This is a genomic window from Allobosea sp. P4_E12 (assembly GCF_056401655.1).
Window position 1 is genome coordinate 307,431 of sequence record NZ_JBFUIY010000001.1, and the last position, 20,652, is coordinate 328,082.

24 protein-coding genes are annotated in these 20,652 nt (G+C 64.8%); 15 read left to right on the forward strand and 9 right to left on the reverse strand.

Features of this window, described 5'->3' with window-relative positions; genetic code table 11:
* Window positions 1–186 precede the first annotated feature (186 nt).
* Entirely contained in the window at window positions 187–729 is a 543-nt protein-coding gene (locus tag AC1DW9_RS01505; protein ID WP_441505210.1) for an SRPBCC family protein, read from the reverse strand.
* Window positions 722–1,048, reverse strand: coding sequence for an ArsR/SmtB family transcription factor (locus AC1DW9_RS01510; protein ID WP_476775190.1), 327 nt, complete (start codon window positions 1,046–1,048; stop codon window positions 722–724). Before AC1DW9_RS01510 ends, AC1DW9_RS01505 begins: the two co-directional genes overlap by 8 nt.
* A 155-nt stretch (window positions 1,049–1,203) precedes the next feature.
* Between AC1DW9_RS01510 and AC1DW9_RS01515 the strand changes: the two genes are divergently transcribed.
* The 6 genes from AC1DW9_RS01515 (at window position 1,204) to AC1DW9_RS01540 (ending at window position 6,210) form a co-directional block, all read left to right on the forward strand.
* Complete coding sequence (locus AC1DW9_RS01515) at window positions 1,204–2,091, forward strand: DMT family transporter (RefSeq protein WP_441505209.1); 888 nt, start codon at window positions 1,204–1,206, stop codon at window positions 2,089–2,091.
* A 172-nt stretch (window positions 2,092–2,263) separates the two neighbouring features.
* Entirely contained in the window at window positions 2,264–3,394 is a 1,131-nt protein-coding gene (locus tag AC1DW9_RS01520; RefSeq protein WP_476775191.1) for an iron-containing alcohol dehydrogenase, read from the forward strand.
* A 146-nt stretch (window positions 3,395–3,540) separates the two neighbouring features.
* Window positions 3,541–4,014 (forward strand): hypothetical protein, encoded by a 474-nt coding sequence (locus AC1DW9_RS01525; protein WP_441489482.1) that lies wholly within the window; start codon window positions 3,541–3,543, stop codon window positions 4,012–4,014.
* A gap of 36 nt (window positions 4,015–4,050) precedes the next feature.
* Window positions 4,051–4,695, forward strand: a complete 645-nt coding sequence (locus AC1DW9_RS01530; protein WP_476775192.1) for a ribonuclease T2 family protein — start codon at window positions 4,051–4,053, stop codon at window positions 4,693–4,695.
* A 31-nt stretch (window positions 4,696–4,726) separates the two neighbouring features.
* Entirely contained in the window at window positions 4,727–5,578 is an 852-nt protein-coding gene (locus AC1DW9_RS01535) for a 23S rRNA (adenine(2030)-N(6))-methyltransferase RlmJ (protein ID WP_476775193.1), read from the forward strand.
* A 29-nt stretch (window positions 5,579–5,607) separates the two neighbouring features.
* A complete protein-coding gene (locus AC1DW9_RS01540; protein ID WP_476775194.1) occupies window positions 5,608–6,210 on the forward strand; it encodes a glutathione S-transferase in 603 nt (200 codons plus the stop codon).
* Between the two features lie 184 nt (window positions 6,211–6,394).
* Here the strand turns inward: AC1DW9_RS01540 and AC1DW9_RS01545 are convergent, their stop codons facing one another.
* Entirely contained in the window at window positions 6,395–7,090 is a 696-nt protein-coding gene (locus AC1DW9_RS01545; RefSeq protein WP_441489485.1) for an outer membrane protein, read from the reverse strand.
* Window positions 7,091–7,465: 375 nt separating this feature from the next.
* Between AC1DW9_RS01545 and AC1DW9_RS01550 the strand changes: the two genes are divergently transcribed.
* Window positions 7,466–8,254 (forward strand): glycosyltransferase family 2 protein, encoded by a 789-nt coding sequence (locus AC1DW9_RS01550; RefSeq protein ID WP_476775195.1) that lies wholly within the window; start codon window positions 7,466–7,468, stop codon window positions 8,252–8,254.
* A complete protein-coding gene (locus AC1DW9_RS01555; RefSeq protein WP_441505202.1) occupies window positions 8,247–8,993 on the forward strand; it encodes an SDR family oxidoreductase in 747 nt (248 codons plus the stop codon). The genes AC1DW9_RS01550 and AC1DW9_RS01555 overlap by 8 nt, the downstream gene beginning before the upstream one ends.
* Window positions 8,994–9,102: 109 nt before the next feature.
* On the opposite strand, the gene AC1DW9_RS01560 is transcribed toward AC1DW9_RS01555, so the two are convergent.
* From AC1DW9_RS01560 to AC1DW9_RS01580, 5 genes are all read right to left on the reverse strand, one after another.
* Complete coding sequence (locus tag AC1DW9_RS01560) at window positions 9,103–9,390, reverse strand: hypothetical protein (RefSeq protein ID WP_069879647.1); 288 nt, start codon at window positions 9,388–9,390, stop codon at window positions 9,103–9,105.
* Between the two features lie 90 nt (window positions 9,391–9,480).
* Window positions 9,481–10,254 (reverse strand): peptidoglycan editing factor PgeF, encoded by a 774-nt coding sequence (gene pgeF, locus AC1DW9_RS01565; RefSeq protein ID WP_441505200.1) that lies wholly within the window; start codon window positions 10,252–10,254, stop codon window positions 9,481–9,483.
* A gap of 20 nt (window positions 10,255–10,274) precedes the next feature.
* Window positions 10,275–11,369, reverse strand: coding sequence for a class I SAM-dependent methyltransferase (locus tag AC1DW9_RS01570; protein ID WP_476775196.1), 1,095 nt, complete (start codon window positions 11,367–11,369; stop codon window positions 10,275–10,277).
* Window positions 11,366–12,205, reverse strand: a complete 840-nt coding sequence (gene lgt, locus AC1DW9_RS01575; protein WP_441505198.1) for a prolipoprotein diacylglyceryl transferase — start codon at window positions 12,203–12,205, stop codon at window positions 11,366–11,368. Before lgt ends, AC1DW9_RS01570 begins: the two co-directional genes overlap by 4 nt.
* A gap of 188 nt (window positions 12,206–12,393) precedes the next feature.
* Window positions 12,394–13,410 (reverse strand): NADP-dependent oxidoreductase, encoded by a 1,017-nt coding sequence (locus tag AC1DW9_RS01580; protein WP_476855010.1) that lies wholly within the window; start codon window positions 13,408–13,410, stop codon window positions 12,394–12,396.
* Between the two features lie 154 nt (window positions 13,411–13,564).
* Here AC1DW9_RS01580 and uvrC point away from each other — a divergent pair, with 154 nt between their 5' ends.
* The 5 genes from uvrC (at window position 13,565) to AC1DW9_RS01605 (ending at window position 18,110) form a co-directional block, all read left to right on the forward strand.
* The gene (gene uvrC, locus AC1DW9_RS01585) at window positions 13,565–15,586 is read left to right on the forward strand and encodes an excinuclease ABC subunit UvrC (RefSeq protein ID WP_476775198.1); all 2,022 of its coding nucleotides are present in this window, start codon (window positions 13,565–13,567) and stop codon (window positions 15,584–15,586) included.
* A gap of 66 nt (window positions 15,587–15,652) precedes the next feature.
* Window positions 15,653–16,264, forward strand: coding sequence for a CDP-diacylglycerol--glycerol-3-phosphate 3-phosphatidyltransferase (pgsA, locus tag AC1DW9_RS01590; RefSeq protein WP_043232683.1), 612 nt, complete (start codon window positions 15,653–15,655; stop codon window positions 16,262–16,264).
* A 26-nt stretch (window positions 16,265–16,290) separates the two neighbouring features.
* Window positions 16,291–16,542, forward strand: a complete 252-nt coding sequence (gene moaD, locus AC1DW9_RS01595; RefSeq protein WP_113512320.1) for a molybdopterin converting factor subunit 1 — start codon at window positions 16,291–16,293, stop codon at window positions 16,540–16,542.
* 19 nt (window positions 16,543–16,561) lie between these two features.
* Complete coding sequence (locus AC1DW9_RS01600; protein ID WP_441489493.1) at window positions 16,562–17,017, forward strand: molybdenum cofactor biosynthesis protein MoaE; 456 nt, start codon at window positions 16,562–16,564, stop codon at window positions 17,015–17,017.
* Window positions 17,018–17,021: 4 nt separating this feature from the next.
* On the forward strand, window positions 17,022–18,110 hold the full coding sequence (locus tag AC1DW9_RS01605; RefSeq protein WP_476775199.1) for a DUF1176 domain-containing protein: 1,089 nt from the start codon (window positions 17,022–17,024) through the stop codon (window positions 18,108–18,110).
* Between the two features lie 40 nt (window positions 18,111–18,150).
* On the opposite strand, the gene AC1DW9_RS01610 is transcribed toward AC1DW9_RS01605, so the two are convergent.
* A complete protein-coding gene (locus AC1DW9_RS01610) occupies window positions 18,151–19,038 on the reverse strand; it encodes a branched-chain amino acid aminotransferase (RefSeq protein WP_476775200.1) in 888 nt (295 codons plus the stop codon).
* Window positions 19,039–19,210: 172 nt separating this feature from the next.
* Between AC1DW9_RS01610 and AC1DW9_RS01615 the strand changes: the two genes are divergently transcribed.
* Together AC1DW9_RS01615 and AC1DW9_RS01620 are read left to right on the forward strand one after the other, a co-directional pair.
* The gene (locus AC1DW9_RS01615; protein WP_069879639.1) at window positions 19,211–19,729 is read left to right on the forward strand and encodes a MarR family winged helix-turn-helix transcriptional regulator; all 519 of its coding nucleotides are present in this window, start codon (window positions 19,211–19,213) and stop codon (window positions 19,727–19,729) included.
* A 110-nt stretch (window positions 19,730–19,839) separates the two neighbouring features.
* Window positions 19,840–20,568 carry a response regulator gene (locus tag AC1DW9_RS01620; protein WP_476775201.1) on the forward strand — a complete coding sequence of 243 codons (729 nt, stop codon included), beginning with the start codon at window positions 19,840–19,842 and terminating at the stop codon, window positions 20,566–20,568.
* Window positions 20,569–20,652: the final 84 nt, after the last annotated feature.

Below are 20,652 nucleotides of genomic sequence, written 5' to 3' on the forward strand. Positions count from 1 at the left end.
ATCGTCGAGCCGCAGGCCGAACGCGCTTTGCGACGAGTACGGTCGCTGGACCTCGATCAAGCTCGCAATGTACGCCGACACACACCGCGAAGCGGATCGGGCGCGGCCAGCGTCCTTGCCGGGCGCGGGCCGCGCCGCCTCGAGAGCGGCCCGCGCCCGGCACGCCGTCGGCATGAGGCCCCCGCCCTACTCCGGCAGGCTCGCAAAGAGTGCGGCGTACTCACTCTCGAGCTTCGCCTGCCGGGACCAGAAGCCACGCGGCGTCTGCCCCGCAAGCTGGTCCTCGAGCAGGCCGAGATGCATGTGCCAGCCGCCGGAGACATTCGTCATCGCAGCCTTGTCGGCGAGCTTGCGATGGGTCAGCACCAGCAGCACCTTGCCATCCCTTGGACTGAGCTCGAAGGTGACCTCCGAGAGGGGATTGCCGTCCCCGTCCCAGGTGAAGGCAAGCGCATGTGGCGGCTCGCAGCGGGTGATCGTCCCGGTCGCGAGAAATCCCTTGTCATTCACCTCGCGATAGCGCTCGGGCGGCGGCTCATCGGTGATCTCCGAATGCTTGAACAGAAGCTTCGTCTCACCGCCGACGCGCAGGTCGAAATCACCAGAGGCCAACCAGGTGCCGCGCTTGCCGGACTCCGCCAGATAGGCCCAGACGCGTTCGACCGGCCCCGGCAGGAGCCGCTCGAACCGCACCGCGCCACTTTCAAGAACAGTGCCATACTCACTCATCCGTCTCTCCCTCATGACTGTCGGCTTGCGCCAGTTTCTGCCCCAATATGTCGAGTCGCGAGCCCCAGAAGCCGCGGACCTTCTTGACCCACAGATCGAATGCATCGAGCCCGTCAGGATCGAGCCGGTAGATGCGGCGCTGGCCGCTGACTTCGACCCTGACGAGGCCAGCCTCCTTCAGCACCTTCAGATGCTGGGAGATCGCCGGTGCGCTGATGCTGAACCGCGCTGTGATCTCACCGGCCGCCAGGGCACCTTCACCGAGCATCTCGATGATGCGGCGGCGCGTCGGGTCGGCGAGAGCGATGAAGCGGTCCATGCATCGTTAATTAGCTAACCGCTTAATTAAGTCAATAATTAAATTAATGCCCCCTCTGCCCTGGGCGCACAACCCCTGCGCGTGGCACCACTTGCCTCGCGGAGCGCGAAAGGCGACAGGAAACGCCCACACGATAGGCATTCCTGCAGACCACCATGCCCACCAAAAACGCCACCTTGACCGGCATCACCATGATGCTGCTCGGCATCCTGCTGTTCTCCGTGAATGACGTGCTGGGGAAATGGCTGGTCGCAACCTATACGGTCGGCCAGGTGGTGCTGCTGCGCAGCGTCGCGGCGCTGATCGTGATCGCCCCGTTCGTGGTGAAGCAGGGCATTGGTCGCACATTGCGCCCGGAGCGGCCGTGGCTGCAGGTGCTGCGCGTGACGCTTGGCTCCTGCGAAGTCGCGCTGTTTTACTGGGCGGTATCCTACCTGCCTTTGGCCGACACCATGACACTCTGGCTCGCCGCTCCAGTCTGGGCGGTGATCCTGGCTGCGCTGCTGCTCGGAGAACGCGTCGATGCCGGGCGCTGGCTCGCCGTCGTCGTCGGCTTCATCGGTGTCGCCGTTGCATTGAACCCGTCCGGCCAGAGCCTGACCCTTCCGGCCATCATCGCGCTCGTCGGCAGCGTCTCCTTCGCGGCCATGATGATCATGGGCCGCCAATTGCGCGGCACGCCGGATGTGACGCTCGTGGCCTGGCAAACGCTGGGCGCCTTTGTCATGGGGCTGATCCTGCTGCCCTTCGGCTGGACGACGCCGAGCCTCGCCCATATCGGGCTGCTCGGCTTGCTCGGTATCGTCGCCATGGCCGCACATCTCTGCGTCACACGCTCGCTCAAGCTGGCGGAGGCCTCTGTCGTCGTGCCCTACCAGTATACGCTGATCGTCTGGGCCCTGATCTTCGGCTGGTTCATCTTTGGCGACTGGCCGTCGCTCTCGATGCTGATCGGCTCGGGCCTCATCGTGGTTGCCGGCCTCGCCCTGATGGTGCTCGAACGGCGGGCGGGAAAGACCACTGAGATGCTCGACCCGCCCTGAGGCGCGCCGCGCTCCCGCTGACGAGGCAGGCCCGGACATTCTCATGCATTCGCCTCGCCCTCCCCGCGCGGGCTCTGCAGTCGACGCCTGGCGGCGGCCATGCCACACCAAGAGCTCATCTCAATAAGGCCGAGCCGCTAGACGAGACGAGGCCAGCCCCACGAGGACGCCCATGGCCCTGATCACCTATCTCACCACGACCCGTTTCGGCTTCGGCGAGGTCGCCGGCATCGATGCCGATCTCACCGCGCTGGGCATGCGCAAGCCACTGATCATTGCGGACAAGGGCGTCGTCGCTGTCGGTCTCGTCGGCACGGTTCAGGCGCATTCTCCAGCCTTGCAGGCCGCCCCGATCTTCGATGCCACGCCGACCAACCCGACAGAAGAGGCCGTGCTCGCAGCACTGGCGCTGTATCGCGAAAACGGATGCGACGGGCTTGTCGCCATTGGCGGCGGCTCGCCAATCGATCTCGCCAAGGGCGTGGCGCTGCTCGCAGGTCATGATGGACCACTCGAAACCTATGCGGCGATCCTCGGCGGCATTCCGAAAGTGACCGCAGCCGTCGCGCCGGTGATCGCGATCCCCACCACCTCGGGCACCGGCAGCGAGGTAGGGCGCGCCGCGCTGATCACCCTGAAGGATGGGCGCAAGCTCGGCTTCATCTCGCCACATCTGATTCCAAGGCTCGCGATCTGCGACCCCGAGCTCACGCTCGCCCTGCCTGCCTGGCTTACCGCCGCAACCGGCATGGATGCGATCACCCATTGCATCGAGACCTATCTCAGCCCGCGCGAGAACCCGCCCGCCGAGGCGATCGCACTCGACGGGCTGAAGCGCGCAGTCGCACATATCGAGCGGGCCGTGACCGATGGATCCGATCGCGAAGCCCGCAAGGAGATGATGATGGCGGCCCTTCAGGGCGGCCTGACCTTCCAGAAGGGCCTCGGCGCGGTGCATGCTCTCTCCCACCCGCTTGGTGGCCTCAAGGATATCTCGCTTCACCACGGCACGCTGAACGCCGTGTTGCTGCCGGCGGTGCTGCGCTTCAACGAGCCGGAATGCGGCCTGAAATACGTGGAGATCCGCCGCGCGCTCGATCTCGCTCCCGACACCGACCTCGCCAACTGGATCGCCGACCTGAGCCAGCGCCTCGGCATGCCGGCCTCCCTCACGCGAATGGGCGTCCCGCGCAGTGTCGTCCCGGCCATAGCCGAAGCTGCGGTGAAGGATCACTCTACCGCAAGCAACCCGCGCGCGGCGGCTGCCGCCGATTATGTCGCGATGCTGGAGGCCTCCTTCTGAGCAGCAACGCGCTCTACGCAGCCGGATCGAAAATGACACAGTCTCGGTCCGGTTGCCCTCCACTGGCGCCAATCACCTTGACCCTCCCCCGTCCGAACGTCATCGTGCGGCATCAGATTCACCCAGCCTGCACGAGGCTTGCCCCTATGCGCCGCGCCCTGCTGAAAACCACCCTCGTCGCAGCGACTTGCCTTGCTGCGACCATCAGCGTCGAGGCCACGAGCCGCCGCTATGTCGACCCGGCGGATCGGGCCGAGGCACGCATCATTCCGATGTATGGCAACCTGCCGGCCTGCGAGGATCCCGCCGTCCTCAGCGAGATCACAAGCTGGTTCAATTCGCGAGAGGCCAAATTCTGGGGGCCGCTGCAGGCGGTCGCCTATGATCGCATCCGACCCATCGGCTTCCGACCCTGGGGCGACGATTTCATCCCGCGCCGCTTCTGCACGGGGCGGATCGCGTTGAATGACGGCTCGCTGCACCGCATCGACTACTCCGTGCGCGAGAATCTCGGCCTGTTCGGCTTGACCTGGAACGTCAACTGGTGCGTCAACGGCCTCGATCGAGGTCTTTCCTACGCGCCCAATTGCCAGATGGCCCGGCCCGGCCCCGAAAAGTAACCTCCGGCTGTGAGACTGCCGCGCGCCTGGTTGTCGATGCTGACGCTGTTTGGCCTTATGGCCCCAGACGCGCAAGCGCAGGGGCAATATGGCCGCGGCGGCGTTCCCGGTGATTTCGACTTCTACGTTCTCGCCCTGTCATGGTCGCCGGGCTTCTGCGAACTGGACGGTGGACGCGGGCGCGCCCGCGAGCAATGCGAGAGCGGCGCCAATCTCGGCTTCGTCGTGCATGGCCTCTGGCCGCAGAACGAGCGCGGCTACCCCACCGATTGCGGACCGGCCGGCCGCACGCCGTCTCGCATCGCCCTCGACCAGGCCGACGGCCTGTTCCCGTCCGAGGGGCTCGCCCGGTATGAATGGCGCAAGCACGGCACCTGTTCGGGCTCGAGCCCGAACGACTATTTTTCGGATGTCCGGCGCGCCCGCCAGAAGGTCGCGATTCCTCCGCCGCTGCAGAAGGCGGATCGCGATCAGAACTGGAGCGCGATCGATCTCGAGCGCGCCTTCGCCGCTGCTAATCCGGGCCTGCGCAGCGACATGATGTCGATCGCCTGCAAACGCGGCGTGCTGCAGGAGGTCCGGATCTGCTTCAGCAAGGACCTGCGCAATTTCCGCACCTGCCAGGAGGTCGACCGCTCCGGCTGCCGCACGCGCGACATCACCGTGAAGGCTCAACGCTGACAGAGCGCTGCGAGGCGGCTAAGACCGCTTCATGAATTATCATCACAGCTTCCACGCCGGAAATTTCGCCGACATCCTCAAGCATGTCGTGCTGATGCGCATCCTGACCCATCTCGGCGCCAAGGATACGCCCTATCGCGTCATCGACACCCATGCCGGTGCCGGCCGTTACGATCTCGGCTCCGAGGAAGCGCTGCGCACGCATGAATGGAAGGACGGCGTGGCTCGGCTCGACCAGTCGCCGCTCGCCTCCAGCGTGGAGGCGTTGCTGGCACCATGGCGCGAAGCTGTCGCGGTCGCACGGGAAAGCCATGGCGCCGGCAACTATCCCGGCTCGCCCTGGCTCTGCCGACACGCCATGCGGGCGGAGGACCGGCTTATCGCCGCCGAACTGCATCCAACCACTTACAAGAAGCTCGCCGCGACGCTCGGTCGCGATTCGCGCTGCAAGGCGCTGGCGATCGACGGCTGGACGGCGCTGCGCGCCAATGTCCCGCCGAAGGAACGACGCGGACTCGTGCTGATCGACCCGCCCTTCGAGGAGAAGGACGAATTCACGACGATGGCGGCCGAGTTTATCGCCGCGCACCGCAAATGGCCGACCGGCATTTACGCGCTCTGGTACCCGGTCAAGGAGCGCCGGGCCGCCGACGGCCTCGTGAATGCGATCGAGGATGCCGGCATCGGTCGCCTGCTCAGGCTCGAGATCGATGTCGACCGCCCCGAAGCCGCGGGAGGTCTCGGGGCCACCGGTCTGCTTGTGGTTAATCCGCCCTGGAAACTGGCGGAGGAAGCTCTCCTCCTGTTGCCGTCATTGTGCGAACGCCTCGCGCAAGGCCCCCGGCCGCGCTACCGTTGCGAGCCGATCCGCCCGGACGGCTGACATCTCCAGAACTGACCGGAATATGACCGATGCTGACCTTGCGCACCTCCCCAGCCTCCCCCTTCGGCCGCAAGGTCAAAATTGCCGCCCATGAGCTCGATCTCCTGGGCCGCATCGAGATCGTCGCGGCGGATACCACCGATCCCAAGGACACGTTGCGCGCCCAGAACCCGCTCGGCAAGATTCCGGCGCTGGTGCTCGAGGACGGCTCGGCACTGTTCGATTCCCGCGTCATCGCCGAGTATCTCGACCATCTCGCCGGTGGCGGCCTGATTCCGTCAGGCGAAGCGCGCTTTGCGCAGTTGCGCCTGCAAGCGCTGGCAGACGGCATCTGTGATGCGGCCCTGCTTCAGGTCTATGAAGGCCGGTTCAGGACGCCCGAGATGCGTAATGCCGCCTGGGTCGAGAATCAGGCCGGCAAGGTCGCGCGGGCGCTCGCTACACTTGAGGCAGCGCCGCCAGCCTGGTCTGGCAAACCCCGCATCGGTGAAATCGCACTGGCCTGCGCGTTGGGCTATCTCGATCTGCGTTTCGACGGAACGTGGCGGGCAGCTCACCCCAAGCTGGTCGCCTGGCTCGACGATTTCGCGGCGAAGGTGCCCTCCTTCGAAACCACCCGATTCAAGGGCTGACCGGCTCCGAGCTAAAGCATCGGCCCGAAAGGTGGATTGCGGTTTTCAGGAAAGCCGATGCAAAGACAAAGGGTTAGATCATCGGACTGGATACGATATCCGGTCCGATGATCTTGTCTCGCACAACAAAAAACCCGGTGGCCGAAGCCACCGGGTTCATTCTGAGCCCCGTGAGGGGATCGGACTAGAACTTGTAGTTCAGGCCAGCGCGGACGACCGAGAACTTGGTCTCGACGTTCGAGGTGAAGGTGCCGCCGGGAACGTTGAACGACTCCTTGTCGAGGTCGACGTAGAGATACTCGAGCTTCGCCGTCAGGTTGTTGGTGAAGGCGTACTCAAGACCAGCACCGACGGTCCAGCCGTACTGGGTGTTGTCGTTGCTGCCAGCGAACACGCCGTTGGAGACCTTGTTCTTCACGCTGCCGTAAGCGAAACCGCCGGTGACATACGGCAGGAACCGGTCGAAGGAGTAACCGACGCGGCCACGAACGGTGCCGAACCAGTTGACCTCGGTCGAGGCGCGGAGGTTGTTAGCCAGGTTGACGGACGTCGACTTCAGGTCAGCGCCCTGGAAATCGGCTTCAGCGCCGAGGACCCACTGGCCGATCTGGTAGTTGTAGCCGATCTGGCCACCACCGGTGAAGCCATCGGGATCGCTGAAGTTGCCGAGGTTGTTGGTGAAAGCGCCCGTGGTCGAGTCGATCTGACCCCAAGCATAGCCAGCGTTGACGCCGACGTAGAAGCCGGTCCAGGTAAACACTGGCGGCAGATAGATCGGGGCGGCAACCGGGCCCTTGCGGGACGGCAGGTCGGCAGCGGAGGCGGCGCCGGCAACGACGAGGCCGAGGGCCGCGACGCTCGTAAGCAGGTACTTCTTCATTTTAGACTCCTTTAGTCGTCGCTGGTGCCGGCGTGGCCCGGCGGTGATGTCGATGACGCCTTTATAGCCCGCGCCGGCGTCGATGTCTGTTGCGGCTAAAGCACAGGTACATTGCAGACCGCGGCAGAAATGCGGCACGAATGGGGATGACTAAGACCAATTGTTCAACACGCGTTAATTATTATTAAGCCACTGTGAATGGTAAACCGAATACTAACAACGCGTTGACCATATAGTGGAAGCAAGCAGGGAACGCGCGACATATCCTAAGGTTCCAGACAAAATGCGGCCACAATCTGTCCCGGTCCTTCGCTTGCTCGTTCCGGGCTCGCGTGCTTAAGCCTTGCAGCACACTCCACGGAATGGACCAGGCCGGTGCCGCCGCTTTCTATATTCATTATTGCTCGGGATGAAGCCGACAGAATCGGCCGCACCATCGCCGCCGTGCGAGAGCTGAGCGATGACATCGTCGTGATCGATTCAGGCTCGACCGATGGCACGCAGACAATCGCCGAGCAATGCGGCGCCCGCGTGATCTTCAATCCGTGGCCGGGTTACGGGCAGCAAAAGCGCTTCGGAGAAGACCAGTGCCGCTATAACTGGCTCCTCAACCTGGATGCCGACGAAGTCGTGCCCAGGGAGATGGCCGTCGAGATTGCAGCGCTCTTCGCTCATGGCGATCCGCCCGCGGATGCCTACAGGACGCGCATCGCCGAGATATTCCCTGGCGAGCGCGCGCCGCATCGTTTCACCTACGCCTTGTCGCCGGTTCGGCTCTACCGAAAGGACAAGGGACGCTACTCGCCTTCGCCGGTTCACGACCGTGTCGATCTCTCTTCGGATGCCCGCATCGGCAGGCTGAAGGGCACGGTTCATCATTACTCCGTGCGTTCTCTCGGCGAGCAGATGGCGAAATTGAATAACTACAGCGACGCACAGGCCGACGATCTCGACAAGCGCGGCGAGACCCTTTCGGTCTTCCGGCTGGTCGCCGAGTTCCCGGCCAATTTCGTCAAGGCCTATATTGGCCGGCGTCACGCCCTGCGCGGCGTCTATGGCTTCATGACCGCGATGAACTACGCTTTCTACCGCTATTTGCGCGCAGCCAAACATTGGGAACGGCGCCTCAAGCGTCACTCCGATAAAGATGCACGCAATGGCTGAGGTTGCGCTCGTCACCGGTGGAGCACGCCGGATTGGACGCGCCATCGTCGAGCACCTTGCGGATGCGGGCTACGCGGTTGCGATCCACTACCGCACATCGCACGTCGAGGCCGAAGCGCTCGCAGCGGACGTGCGCGGTCGGGGCGGCAAGGCAATCACCGTCGCTGCCGACCTGGCCGATCCCGCGTCGGTCGACACCATCATTCCGGCCGCCGAAGCAGCGCTTGGGCCGGTGACCCTGCTGGTCAACAGCGCCTCCAGCTTTCTGGTCGATGACATCCGCACGATCGACGTGCCGACCTGGAACCGGCAGTTCTCGACCAATCTGCGCGCGCCCTCTGTGCTCTCCGGCGCGATGGCCAATCATCTTCCCGCGGATCGAGAAGGCTGCATCGTCAACATTATCGATCAGCGGGTCTGGAAGCCGACCCCGGAGTATTACTCCTATACCTTGACCAAATCGGCGCTTCTCACGGCAACGACCACGATGGCGCAGGCGCTTGCGCCGCGGATTCGCGTGAACGCCGTCGGGCCAGGGCCGACCTTTCCGAATCCGCAGGACGGCGAGGCCTTGCTCGCGCGCGAGGCCGCGGGATCGCTGCTGCAAAGGAAGGTCGACGCGGCGGATATCGCCGGGGCGGTGCTCTATCTCGCCCGCGCCCGATCGGTCACCGGGCAAATGATCGCCGTCGACAACGGCCAGCACCTGGCCTGGCGAACCCCTGATATCGTGACCTGACGCCCCACCCCACGTCATCTGCAAGACGTTGAGCCGACAGGCAGCCGGGCTCGTCAATCACGCAAGATGGCGACGCCGGGCGAGGCGCGCGACGTCGCCACTGTAACGCTCAGGCTGCGGCCTTGTTCTTGATCGCGCCGATGATAGCGGTCAGGATAGCTCCGCCAGCGCCGCCAGCGATCAGGTTCGACAGGATACCGCCGACACTGAGATTGCCGCCCGCCGCCGCCGCCGTGATGGCTGGCAACACGATGGGTACCAACTGGCCAAGAACGCCGCCGCCGACCAGACCGGCGATGGTGTTTCCGAGAGTTCCGAGATCGAAGCTGGACGAGGCTTTACCCGCAGCATTGCCACCCAGCGCGCCTGCGACGAGGTTGATCAGAAGCTGTTCCATGAGACCCCCAAAGCCATGATGCATGGCCTTGGGAGGATGACTCCGCCCGTTTCTCGAAGCAACCTGAGATTGAACCGGCCGAAAGCCGGCCTATTTCGGTCGCGTCAACGTGATCGCCGAGATCAGCCGGCCGTAATCCGGCTCCTGCCGATGCGTCGTGCGGCGATAGCTGAAGAAGCGCTGTTCATCGCCATAGGTGCACAGGCCGAGGTCGATGAAGCGGCCGATGCCGGCCTCCTGTGCCTTGAAAGCGATGAAGGCAGGCAAATCGAACATGGCGCGCGCAGGATGCTCCGAGGCGTGGAAGAAGCGCGCATAGGTCGCATTCTCCGACTTGAAGCGCTCGATGAATTCCGGCCCAACCTCATAAGCCTTGGCGCTGATCGTTGGCCCAAGCACCGCCAGGATGCGTTCGCGACGCGCGCCGAGCTTTTCCATCGCGGTCACAGTCGCGCCGACAATCCCCGTGAATGCCCCCTTCCAGCCGGAATGGGCGGCGCCGATGACGCCCGCCTCGCTATCGGCGAAGAGGATGGGTCCACAATCAGCGGTGGAAACGCCGAGCGCCACGCCGTGAGCCGTGGTCACCATGGCATCGGCCTTCGGCTTCTCCCCGAGCCACGGGCCGGTGACGAGTGCGGCATCCGCGGAATGGACCTGGTGCACACCGACAAGATGCGTGGGCTCGACCTCGAGGTGAGCCGCCATCCGCGCCCGGTTCTCGGTAACATGCGCCTTGTCGTCGTCCGAGCCGAGCCCGCCATTGAGCGAGGCGTAGATGCCCGAGGATACACCGCCCTCGCGGGTGAAGAAGGCATGCGCAATGCCGTGTTCGGCGGAAAGATCGGGCGAAGTGATGAACATGGCGGGTTCCGGCTCAGGCGTCAGCCCTGCTCTGGCATCTGATGAAGGTCAAATCCGGGCAGCAGCGGCAGTCGTGAATCCGATAATGCCAGAACCTTGAACAATTCACCCATCTCGGTCGCGCCAATGGCGGTGAGCCGTGCGAAAGCCGCCTGGATCGCCTCCGCCTGCTCCGGCCGTGCTCTGCCGCAGAGCGCCTGCGCACGTTCCGCCAGCCCGAGCGCCAGCAGGAAATCGCGCTGCGTCGCCGGTCCATGCGCCGCAGCCCCGGCCCGCCACGCAGCCTGCGCCATCCGTTCGAAATCGACATGAACCGTGAGGTCGGCCTCACCGGTATCGGCAAGCGGATCAACCATTCGATGCCGATGGACCGCCTGAAGCGTATCTCCGAAGCCTGAACGCCCGGAACCGTAGTCGATGAACAGCGCAGCGCCGCCTTGCTCGGCGAGATGGCCGCCCACCGTCGTCACGACATCAAGCGCTGCGGTCGGCTGTTCGAAGATGCTTCCCTCAGGGGCGGCAATCCCAAGTGCAGGCTCCGGCGCATGGGCGAGCCCGAATGCCAGCTGGCTTGCGGCATTGATTCCGACTAGACGTTCGCGCCAGCCATCTCCGACGCGCACGAATTGATCGAGCGGCAGCGCGTCGAGGAACTCGTTGGCGAGGAGGATCGTCGGCCCCTCCAGCGCAGTCCCGATGCTGTCGTGCCAGACCGGCTCGGTCGCGGAGGCCAAGGTCCGAGCCTGGGCTTGCCGCAGCACGGGGCTCATCTCGACGAGATGCACGGAAACCGCCTCGCGGAAACCCGGAACGATCCGCGCGGCCCGCAGCACATCGGCCATCAACGTGCCACGCCCCGGTCCAAGCTCGACGAGGCGCAAGCTTGCAGGCTCGCCCATCATCCGCCAGACCGCACCAGCCCACAGCCCGATCAGTTCCCCGAACATCTGGCTGATCTCGGGCGCCGTCGTGAAGTCTCCCTCGGCACCGAAAGGGTCGCGGGTCATGTAGTAGCCGTGACGGGGATGGCCGAGGCAGAGCGCCATATAGCGCGAGACGCTGAGCGGGCCCTCGTCCTGGATCAGGCGGATGATCTCCGCCTTGAGCGCATTCACGCGCTAGCCCGTCTGGCGCGCAGCGCCAGATAGAGCCCGGCGAAGAAGAGCGGCACGGACAACAGCATGCCCATGGTGATGCCCCCGCTCAGCGCATCGACACTTCCGCCGAACAGGAAGCCGAGCTGCGGATCGGGCTCGCGGAAAAACTCGCAGACGATGCGCGCGACCGCATAACCCATGCCGAAGACACCCGCGACGAGGCCGGGTCGCTTGAAGCCGCCAGCCCGAACGACGAGCGCGAGCAGGATGAAGAGCAGGATCCCCTCCCCCAGCGCCTCATAGAGCTGGCTCGGATGGCGCGGCAACGGCCCGGCATTGGGAAAGACCATGGCGAAGGGCAATCCCGGTGCCGGCCGGCCCCAGAGCTCGGCATTGATGAAATTGGCGATGCGCCCGAGGAAAAGCCCGATCGGAACGACGGCGGCGGCGAGATCGAAGACGCTCAGCGCCGGGTGCCCGCGCCGGCGCGCAAACAGGAACAGCGCCGTCGCCGCCCCCAGCAACCCACCATGGAAGGACATGCCGCCCTGCCAGATCGCGATGATATCCTGCGGCCGGGCGAGATAGCGCTCAAGGTCGTAGAACAGCACGAAGCCGATGCGCCCGCCGAGCACCACGCCGAGCGCCACCCAGAGCAGCATGTCGTCGAGCTCTTCTGCCGCGGGGTGCTTCGAGCTCCCCCAGAGCGCAGGAGACGAGACCAGCCGGCGTGCATACCACCAGCCGCCGATCAGCCCCACGACATAGGCGAGGCCATACCATTTGACCGACAGCGGTCCGAGTTGCAGCGCGACCGGGTCGATCACCGGGAAGGGGATGGCGAATACGGGCATGGGCAAAGGTCCGGTGGCGGAAGTCGCAGTCTCGCTCAGGCGGTTGCGCACCGCCCATCACGCGTCATCCCGGGCGACCCAAGGGACGCTCGGGAGGACTGCGCGAAGGAAAACCTGCCGCGACATGGCCGGCTGGAGGCGAAGTGGTCAAGCAAAAAGGGCGCCGGTATGCACCCCGCCTGCCCTGCTCAGACCTTGATGATGAGCTTGCCGAAATTCTTCCCGTCGAGCAGGCCGATGAACGCCTCAGGCGCCTGGGCGAGGCCCTCCACGATGTCCTCCTTGTATTTCAAGGCGCCTCCGGCGATCCAGCCGGACGCCTCCCGTTCGAAGGCCGGGCGCTGCGCGACGAACTCACGCTGGATGAAACCACGGATCGTCAGACTCTTGGTCAGGACCTGGCGCATGACGATGGGCAGCCGGTCCGGGCCCTCGAAATCGCCCGTGCTGTTATACTGCGCAATCAGCCCGCAGACAGGAATCCGGGCAAAGCCGTTCAGCAGCGGAAACACCGCATCCCAGACCTTGCCGCCGACATTSTCGAAATAGACGTCGATGCCATTCGGACAGGCCGCCGCCAGTTGGTCGGCGAAATCGGGAGCGCTGTGATCGACGACGGCATCGAATCCGAAGGTCTCGCGGATGAAGGCGCATTTCGTCTCGCCACCCGCGATCCCGACGGCGCGCGCGCCCTTGATCCGCGCGATCTGCCCCACCGCCGATCCCACAGGCCCGCTGGCGGCTGCCACGACCACGGTCTCCCCCGCCTTGGGTTGGCCGATCGTCAACAGGCCGGCATAAGCGGTGAAGCCTGGCATCCCGAGCACGCCCAGCGCGGTCGTGATTGGCGCGGCGGCCGGATCGATCTTGCGCAGATGGGCCCCGTCGGCCACCGCGTAGGACTGCCAGCCGGAATGTGAAAGCACGATATCGCCTGGCCTGAAGTCGGGGTGACGGCTCTCCAGAACCTCCGCAACGGTGCCGCCTTCCATCACCTGACCGATGGCCACCGGAGCGGAATAGGATTTCTCATCGCTCATGCGCCCCCGCATATAGGGGTCGAGCGAGAGATAGAGGATGCGCAGAACCACCTGGCCGTCGGAAGCCTCCGGAACCGCAGCGTGCTCGAGCCTGAAATCGCTGGGGCGGGGCCGGCCGACCGGGCGAGCGGCCAGAACGATCCTGAGATTATCCTGTTGGGGCATGGGGTTTCGTCCTCCCTCGAGCGCGTCGTTTGGATTGGTCAATTCATATGGGAGCAACGTTGCTCCGGGAGCACCACCTCACCCGTGCATTTTGCCACAGGGCGGAGCACGCTCCTGACATGACGAAACGCCTCGGGCATCTTACATCGGGCTCATGAATCGCCAGCGCACCGACGACCTGCCGGAAGACGAGATCGAGGACGAGGAGGACAGCCTCCCGCTCCCCGACGCAACCGTCGATGCCGGCGAGACAGCCCCCTCCGAACTGAAGCACGGCATCGAGGTCATCGCCGGGTTCGCCAAGCACCTGCCGAACAAGCCCGGCGTCTACCGTATGTTCGATCGGGCCGGCGAGGTGCTCTATGTCGGCAAGGCCAAGAGTCTGAAGAATCGCGTCACGGCCTATGCGCGCGGGCTTGCCCATACCAACGCCGTCGCCCGGATGATCTCCGAGACGGCGAACATGGAATTCGTCACCACGGGGACGGAAACCGAGGCGCTGCTGCTCGAATCCAACCTGATCAAGCAGCTCAGGCCGCGCTACAATGTCCTGCTTCGCGACGACAAATCCTTTCCCTATATCCTGCTGACGGGCGACCACCCTGCCCCGCAGATCGCCAAGCATCGCGGCTCGCGCCAACGCAAGGGCGATTATTTTGGGCCGTTCGCATCGGTCCAGGCGGTGAAGCGCACCATCGACGCACTGCAGAAGGCGTTCCTGCTGCGCTCCTGCTCCGACAGCTATTACGAGAACCGCACGCGGCCCTGCCTGCTCTTCCAGATCAAGCGCTGTGCCGCGCCTTGCACGGGCGAAATCTCGCATGCCGATTACCAGGCACTGGCTGATCAGGCGCGCGATTTCCTGTCAGGCCGCTCCTCGACCGTGAAGCGGACGCTGTCGGAGCGGATGCAGGCGGCAGCGGAGGCTCTCGAGTTCGAGCAGGCGGCGCGCTACCGCGACCGGCTGGCGGCGCTCTCTGCGGTCCAGGCCGGCCAGGACATCAACACCCAGGGCGTCGAGGAGGCGGATGTGTTCGCCATCGATGAGCAGGCCGGGCATTTCTGCGTCGAGATCTTCTTCTTCCGCAACCACCAGAACTGGGGCAATCGGGCGCTCTTCCCTCGCGCCGACAAAAGCCTCACGCCCGCCGAAGTCCTGGCCTCCGTCGTCACCCAGTTTTACGACGACAAGCCGCCGCCACGCCTCGTGCTGCTCTCGCATGAGGTCGAGGAGATCGAACTGATCGGCGAAGCGCTCTCGGCTCGCGCCGGCCGCAAGGTCGAGATCGCGGCGCCCAAGCGTGGCGAGAAATTCGATCTCGTCGCCCACGCCCGGAAGAACGCGCATGAGGCACTCTCCCGCAAGCTCGCCGACAATGCCGGGCAGCAGAGTCTGCTTGTCGCGCTCGGCGAAGCCTTCGGGCTGCCAAGGCCGCCGCGCCGCGTCGAAGTCTACGACAACTCCCACATCATGGGGACGAATGCGGTCGGCGGCATGATCGTCGCCGGCCCGGACGGTTTCATGAAGAGCCATTACCGCACCTTCAACATCTCCTCCGACACCATTGCCGGCGACGATTTCGGCATGATGCGGGAGGTGCTGAAGCGGCGGTTCTCGCGATTGGCGAAGGAGAGCGTGGCAGCGGAGGGCGGCGACGCCGTCGATCTCGCAGCGGCCGAATCTCCTGCCCCGCCCCCCGAGGCTCAGGACGAAACCGCCTTTCCCTCGCGCCCCGATCTCGTCATCGTCGATGGTGGCAAGGGCCAGTTCGAGGCCGCGCGCCTGATCATGGCCGAATGTGGTGTCACCGATATTCCACTTGTGGCCATTGCCAAGGGCGCCGACCGCAACGCCATGCGCGAGACGTTCTTCATGGCCGGCAAGGAGCCGTTCAAGCTGCCACCGCGCGACCCCGGCCTCTATTTCATCCAGCGCCTGCGCGACGAGGCGCATCGTTTCGCCATCGGCACGCATCGCGCCAGACGCAAGCGCGACATCACCAAGAACCCGCTCGACGAGATTGCGGGCATTGGCCCTTCGCGAAAGCGGGCGCTTCTGCTGCATTTCGGCACGGTCAAGGCGATCCAGCGCGCCAAGCTCGACGACCTGATGCGCACGCCCGGCGTCAATGCCGCCACCGCCAAGGCGGTGCACGATTTCTTTCACGATGCGTAGGGCTCGTACATGCCTCGCGGGATTGCGTGTTGACGCTGTCACAAGCGCGCTGCTTTGGTGTTTCCCGTGACGATTCTTCCAGATGCCATCAGGCGGCGGGGCCCTTGGTCCCTGCCAAATTTGCTGACCTACGGCCGGATCGCAGCGATTCCGGCGCTGGTGGCGCTGCTATTCTGGCCGCGCGACGACTGGATGCGCTGGATCGCGTTGGCGATCTATGTCGCGGCGGCTGTGACGGATTATCTCGACGGGTGGATCGCCCGGGCGTGGAGCCAGCATTCGGCGATCGGCCGGATGCTCGATCCGATCGCCGACAAGCTTCTGGTCTGTGCCCTGCTGCTGATGCTTGTCGCAGACGGCACGATCTATGGCTGGTCGCTCTGGGCGGCCATCGTCATCCTCTGCCGCGAGATCCTGGTATCGGGCTTGCGCGAGTTCCTGGCCGAGCTGCAGGTCAGCGTTCCCGTCAGCAAGGTGGCGAAATGGAAGACTACGGCGCAACTCCTGGCGCTCGGCTTCCTCGTTGCCGGCCCCGCCGGCGACAAGGTTCTGCCGTATAATACGCAGATCGGCATCGTCATGCTGTGGCTGGCGGCAATCCTGACCATCTATACCGGGTGGGATTATCTTAACTCCGGAATCCGCCATCTGGTGGATGAGGATGAGCGCGCATCATGATCGACAGTCTGGCCGAGACCCGAACCCTGAAGCTCGTCTATTTCGCCTGGGTCCGCGAACGCATCGGCGTTGCGGAAGAAACTGTGGAGGTGCCCCACGAGGCACGGACCGTGGCTGACTTGGTGGATTGGCTGAGAGGGCGCGACGAAGGCTACGAGATGGCCTTCGAGAATGCCGCGATCGTGCGCGCCGCCATCGACCATGTCCATGTCAAGCCGGAAGCCTCCCTCGCAGGCGCCAGGGAGATCGCCTTCTTCCCGCCGATGACGGGCGGCTGAGGCAAGCCGGGCCCACGCCATGACTCCGGTCGTCCGCATCCAGCGCGAGGATTTCGACCTCAACGCCGAGGTCGCGGCGCTGACCCGCGACCGGACCGATATCGGCGCCGTCGTCACCTTCGCCGGGCTTTGTCGCGATGAAGGTGGCCAACTGGCAGCGCTCGAGCTCGAGCATTATCCCGGCATGGCCGAGGCCGAGATCGGGCGCGTGGCAGCGGAGGCAGTCGAGCGCTGGCCGCTCAATGGTCTGGTCGCCATCCATCGTTACGGGCTGATCAGGCCGGGCGGACAGATCGTGCTGGTGGTCGCCGCATCACGCCATCGCCGCGCCGCCTTCGAGGCAGCCGAATTCCTGATGGACTATCTCAAGACCCGGGCTCCCTTCTGGAAGCGCGAGCACCTGAGCGACGGCACCATCGGCGGATGGGTCGAAGCCAAGGCCGACGATGATACCGCCGCAGCACGCTGGAACTGAATGAATGTCTGGCCAACAGAAGAGCCCGCTGATCTCCGCAGTCGGCGTAGCCACTCTGCTCGGCCTGGGCCACGCCCAAGCCGCCGAAACCGGCATCAAGACCTTCCGTGACTGGATCGCCGGATGCGACAATCTCAAGGGCTGCACGGCCTTGTCGCTGCCCGCGGAAGCAGCGAGCGATATCGGCTTCCTGAAGCTCGAGCGCTCGGCCGGACCGGCCGGTGCAGCCTCGCTCTCCCTCCGTCTCAGAGGCGAGCAGCTCAAGGCGCCGCTCTCCGTACAATTGCTTCTGGATGGCGCCCCCTTCCCCGCCGCAGGCAAGAGCCTGCCCGCCCGTCGCGACGGTGAGGACAGCGCAACCCTTCTGCTGTCCGACGCCGATACCGAGGCCCTCATCGCCGCAGCGCGAAAGGCGACCCGGCTGACGGCCAAACTTGCCGGCAAGAGCTATGACATCTCGCTCGCGGGTTCGGTCGCCGCCATGCTCTGGATCGACGAACAACAGGGCAGGCTTGGCGGCACGAGTGCACTGATCCGCAAGGGCCCGGCCACAACCGTGCCTGCGGCGCCGGCCCTGCCTGTAATCGCCGCGCGGGCGACTGCCGGGTTTCCTGCGCCCGACGCCAAGGCGACGAACGCCATGGTGGTTGCGCTGCGCAAGTACCTCAAGCAGCGCGACCCCGACCTTTGCGACGACGGCGGCGACGCGGACTCGGATTCCGACAGCGTCTGGTCGCTTGACGCCTCCACGAAGCTGGTTGGCCTGCTCTGCTCGCGCGGCCCCTACAATGTCACGACCGGCTTCTGGAGCGTGACTGGCACTGATGTCGCGAAGGCCAGGAAGGTCGCTTTCCCTCAGCCCGGCGCCAACAGCGACAATCTCCTGATCAATGCCAGCTTCGACCCAGCGACCGGACAGGTCGGCTTCTTCGGCAAGGCGCGCGGCATCGGGGATTGCGGCAGTGCCGGCAACTATGCCTGGACCGGCTCGGGCTTCGTTCTGACCGCCTTGAGCGAGATGCCGGAATGCCGCGGCGTGGATCCGGAGGACTGGCCGACGCTCTATCGAAGCGACGTGAAGCTCGCCAAATAGCAAAAGGCCCGGTCTCTCGACCGGGCCTTTGTTCGATCGCTCACGCTGCCTTGGAGGCTGGCCTCACCGCAGCGGAATAATCTTCCATGATCACCTTGCCCATATTGCCGGTGATGAACTTGTAGGGCCCGATTTCGGAGACCAGCGTCACCTCGGCGGCCGAGCCGGTGATAAAGCATTCCGAGAAGCCCTCGAGCTCCTCCGGGCGGATGCGCCGCTCGACCACTTCGAAACCGCGTGCCCGGCACAGATCGATCACGGACTGGCGGGTAATGCCATTCAGGAACCTGTCGGCGGTCGGGGTGTGAACCACGCCATCCCTTATGAAGAAGATATTGGCGCCGGTGCATTCGGCGACATTGCCTTCCCAGTCGAGCATCATCGCGTCGGCATAGCCGGCCCGCTCCGCCTTGTGCTTGGAGAGCGAGCAGATCATGTAGAGTCCGGCAGCCTTGGCATGGACCGGCGCGCAGGCCGGGTCGGGACGGCGATAATCGGCAACGTCGAGACGCACGCCCTTCAGTTTCTGGGCCATGTCGAACATGCTCGGCCACTCCCAGACCGCGATCGCGGTATGGATGCTGTTGTTCATGCCGGACACAGCCATCATCTCCGAGCCGCGCCAGGCGACCGGGCGGAGATAGGCATCCTTGAGGCCGTTCTCCTTGAGGCAGAGATATTTGGCTGCGTCGATCTCGGCGACCGAATAGGGGATCGCGAATTCCATGATCTCGGCCGACTTGTGGAAGCGCTGCGAATGCTCGGTGCACTTGTAGATGACGCCGTCATAGGAGCGTTCGCCCTCGAAGACACAGGAGCCGTAATGCAACCCGTGGGTCAGTACGTGCACCTTGGCGTCCTTCCACGGCACGAGCTTGCCGTCGAACCAGATCACGCCGTCGCGCTGGTCGAAAGGAATGACAGACATGGGGCAACTCCTCTGCGAGTCTTCATGCGCCGAACTGGGCCACAAGGGCGTAGGGCGCGCAAGCACTGAACAATTACTGCGCTGCAGCAACCGAAAGCGACATAATCAGTCGCCCCGGATGCTTGACCGGTAATCTTCCGTCTGAGATATGTCAACATGGCTGACGTAAAATATGGAGCGCCTCGTGACTGACACGCAAGTCCGATCGACCGATGCGCCCCGGCCCGCGCCCGCCGAGGACGTACCCTACGACCTGATCGAGCTCTTCTTCTTCGCCTATCGCGATTTCGTCAGCGACCCCGACCGCATCCTGGCGGATTACGACTTCGGCCGGGCGCATCACCGCGTGCTGCATTTCGTGCAGAGGCGCCCGGGCCTGACGATCGCCGAACTGCTCGACATCCTGCAGATCACCAAGCAGAGCCTTAACCGCGTGCTGAAGGAGCTTGTCGAGACCGGCTTCGTCGAGTCCCGCATGGGCACGCAGGACAAGCGCCAGCGCAACCTCTATCCGACGGATACCGGCAAGGAGCTGGCCGTGAGGCTGGCGCGTCTCCAGGGCAAACGGATCAATGCGGCGCTCAGCGCCGTCGGCCCCGAGGCAGGCGAGCAGGTGGCGCGCTATCTCGCGGGGTTGATCGATCCCGCCGAACGCAAGAAGGTACTGGGCTTTCTCGCTACGCCGGTGTGAGCTGCGCGGCGAAGAGCATCCAAGCCGGACATGGCACCGTCGCCAAACCGGGGGATCCTGGTCTCCCGGCGGCGGGGATCGCGCTCCGGCTACGAAGAGGACCAAGCCCGATGACCGCAGTCAAGGCCCTGAAGCCGGTCCCAGACGAGGCCCCGCATATCCTCGTGGTCGACGACGACCGCCGCCTGCGCGACCTGCTGGCGCGCTTTCTCGGCGATCACGGCTACCGTGTCACCACGGCCGCCAATGCGGCCGAGGCCGATTCGCGCCTTGCCCATCTCGTCTTCGACGCCATCGTGCTCGACATCATGATGCCCGGCGAGAACGGCTTCGACTTTGCCCGTCGTTTCCGCGGAGGTTCCAACGCCCCGATCCTGATGCTGACCGCGCGCGCCGACAGCGCCGACCGCATCAATGGGCTGGAAATCGGCGTCGATGACTATCTCACCAAGCCTTTCGAGCCGCGCGAGCTCATCCTGAGGCTTGGCAACATCCTCAAGCGAACCATCGTCGTGGATGCCCCGCAATCGGGCAGCCACCCTGATTTCGTCCGCTTCGGCCCCTTCATCTATGGTCTCGCCCGCGGCGAATTGCGCCATGGCGAGGAAACGATCCGGCTCACCGAGCGCGAGCGCGAGATCCTGACGGCCCTGGCCGAGCGCGCGGGTGAGCATGTCCCGCGCGAACAGCTCGCGGCGCAGGGCTCGGCGGCCAATGACCGCACCATCGACGTCCAGATCAACCGGCTGCGCCGCAAGATCGAGCGCGACCCGGCAGACCCGCTCTATCTCCAGACCGTTCGGGGTGTCGGCTACCGGCTGGTCACGGATCGGGGCTGAATCGATGCAAGTCGGCGCGCGTGGCATGCGCTTGGCTCAGGCAGTCGGCCTCGGCCTTCGGCGGGTCGGGGCCGCGATGGGACA

Bases quoted from the DNA above. Each gene is read 5' to 3' on its own strand.
- AC1DW9_RS01505 (WP_441505210.1), bottom strand. From the start codon at position 729: ATGAGTGAGTATGGCACTGTTCTTGAAAGTGGCGCGGTGCGGTTCGAG.
- AC1DW9_RS01510 (WP_476775190.1), bottom strand. From the start codon at position 1,048: ATGGACCGCTTCATCGCTCTCGCCGACCCGACGCGCCGCCGCATCATC.
- AC1DW9_RS01515 (WP_441505209.1), top strand. From the start codon at position 1,204: ATGCCCACCAAAAACGCCACCTTGACCGGCATCACCATGATGCTGCTC.
- AC1DW9_RS01520 (WP_476775191.1), top strand. From the start codon at position 2,264: ATGGCCCTGATCACCTATCTCACCACGACCCGTTTCGGCTTCGGCGAG.
- AC1DW9_RS01525 (WP_441489482.1), top strand. From the start codon at position 3,541: ATGCGCCGCGCCCTGCTGAAAACCACCCTCGTCGCAGCGACTTGCCTT.
- AC1DW9_RS01530 (WP_476775192.1), top strand. From the start codon at position 4,051: ATGCTGACGCTGTTTGGCCTTATGGCCCCAGACGCGCAAGCGCAGGGG.
- AC1DW9_RS01535 (WP_476775193.1), top strand. From the start codon at position 4,727: ATGAATTATCATCACAGCTTCCACGCCGGAAATTTCGCCGACATCCTC.
- AC1DW9_RS01540 (WP_476775194.1), top strand. From the start codon at position 5,608: ATGCTGACCTTGCGCACCTCCCCAGCCTCCCCCTTCGGCCGCAAGGTC.
- AC1DW9_RS01545 (WP_441489485.1), bottom strand. From the start codon at position 7,090: ATGAAGAAGTACCTGCTTACGAGCGTCGCGGCCCTCGGCCTCGTCGTT.
- AC1DW9_RS01555 (WP_441505202.1), top strand. From the start codon at position 8,247: ATGGCTGAGGTTGCGCTCGTCACCGGTGGAGCACGCCGGATTGGACGC.
- AC1DW9_RS01560 (WP_069879647.1), bottom strand. From the start codon at position 9,390: ATGGAACAGCTTCTGATCAACCTCGTCGCAGGCGCGCTGGGTGGCAAT.
- pgeF (WP_441505200.1), bottom strand. From the start codon at position 10,254: ATGTTCATCACTTCGCCCGATCTTTCCGCCGAACACGGCATTGCGCAT.
- lgt (WP_441505198.1), bottom strand. From the start codon at position 12,205: ATGCCCGTATTCGCCATCCCCTTCCCGGTGATCGACCCGGTCGCGCTG.
- uvrC (WP_476775198.1), top strand. From the start codon at position 13,565: ATGAATCGCCAGCGCACCGACGACCTGCCGGAAGACGAGATCGAGGAC.
- AC1DW9_RS01600 (WP_441489493.1), top strand. From the start codon at position 16,562: ATGACTCCGGTCGTCCGCATCCAGCGCGAGGATTTCGACCTCAACGCC.
- AC1DW9_RS01605 (WP_476775199.1), top strand. From the start codon at position 17,022: ATGTCTGGCCAACAGAAGAGCCCGCTGATCTCCGCAGTCGGCGTAGCC.
- AC1DW9_RS01610 (WP_476775200.1), bottom strand. From the start codon at position 19,038: ATGTCTGTCATTCCTTTCGACCAGCGCGACGGCGTGATCTGGTTCGAC.
- AC1DW9_RS01615 (WP_069879639.1), top strand. From the start codon at position 19,211: ATGGAGCGCCTCGTGACTGACACGCAAGTCCGATCGACCGATGCGCCC.
- AC1DW9_RS01620 (WP_476775201.1), top strand. From the start codon at position 19,840: ATGACCGCAGTCAAGGCCCTGAAGCCGGTCCCAGACGAGGCCCCGCAT.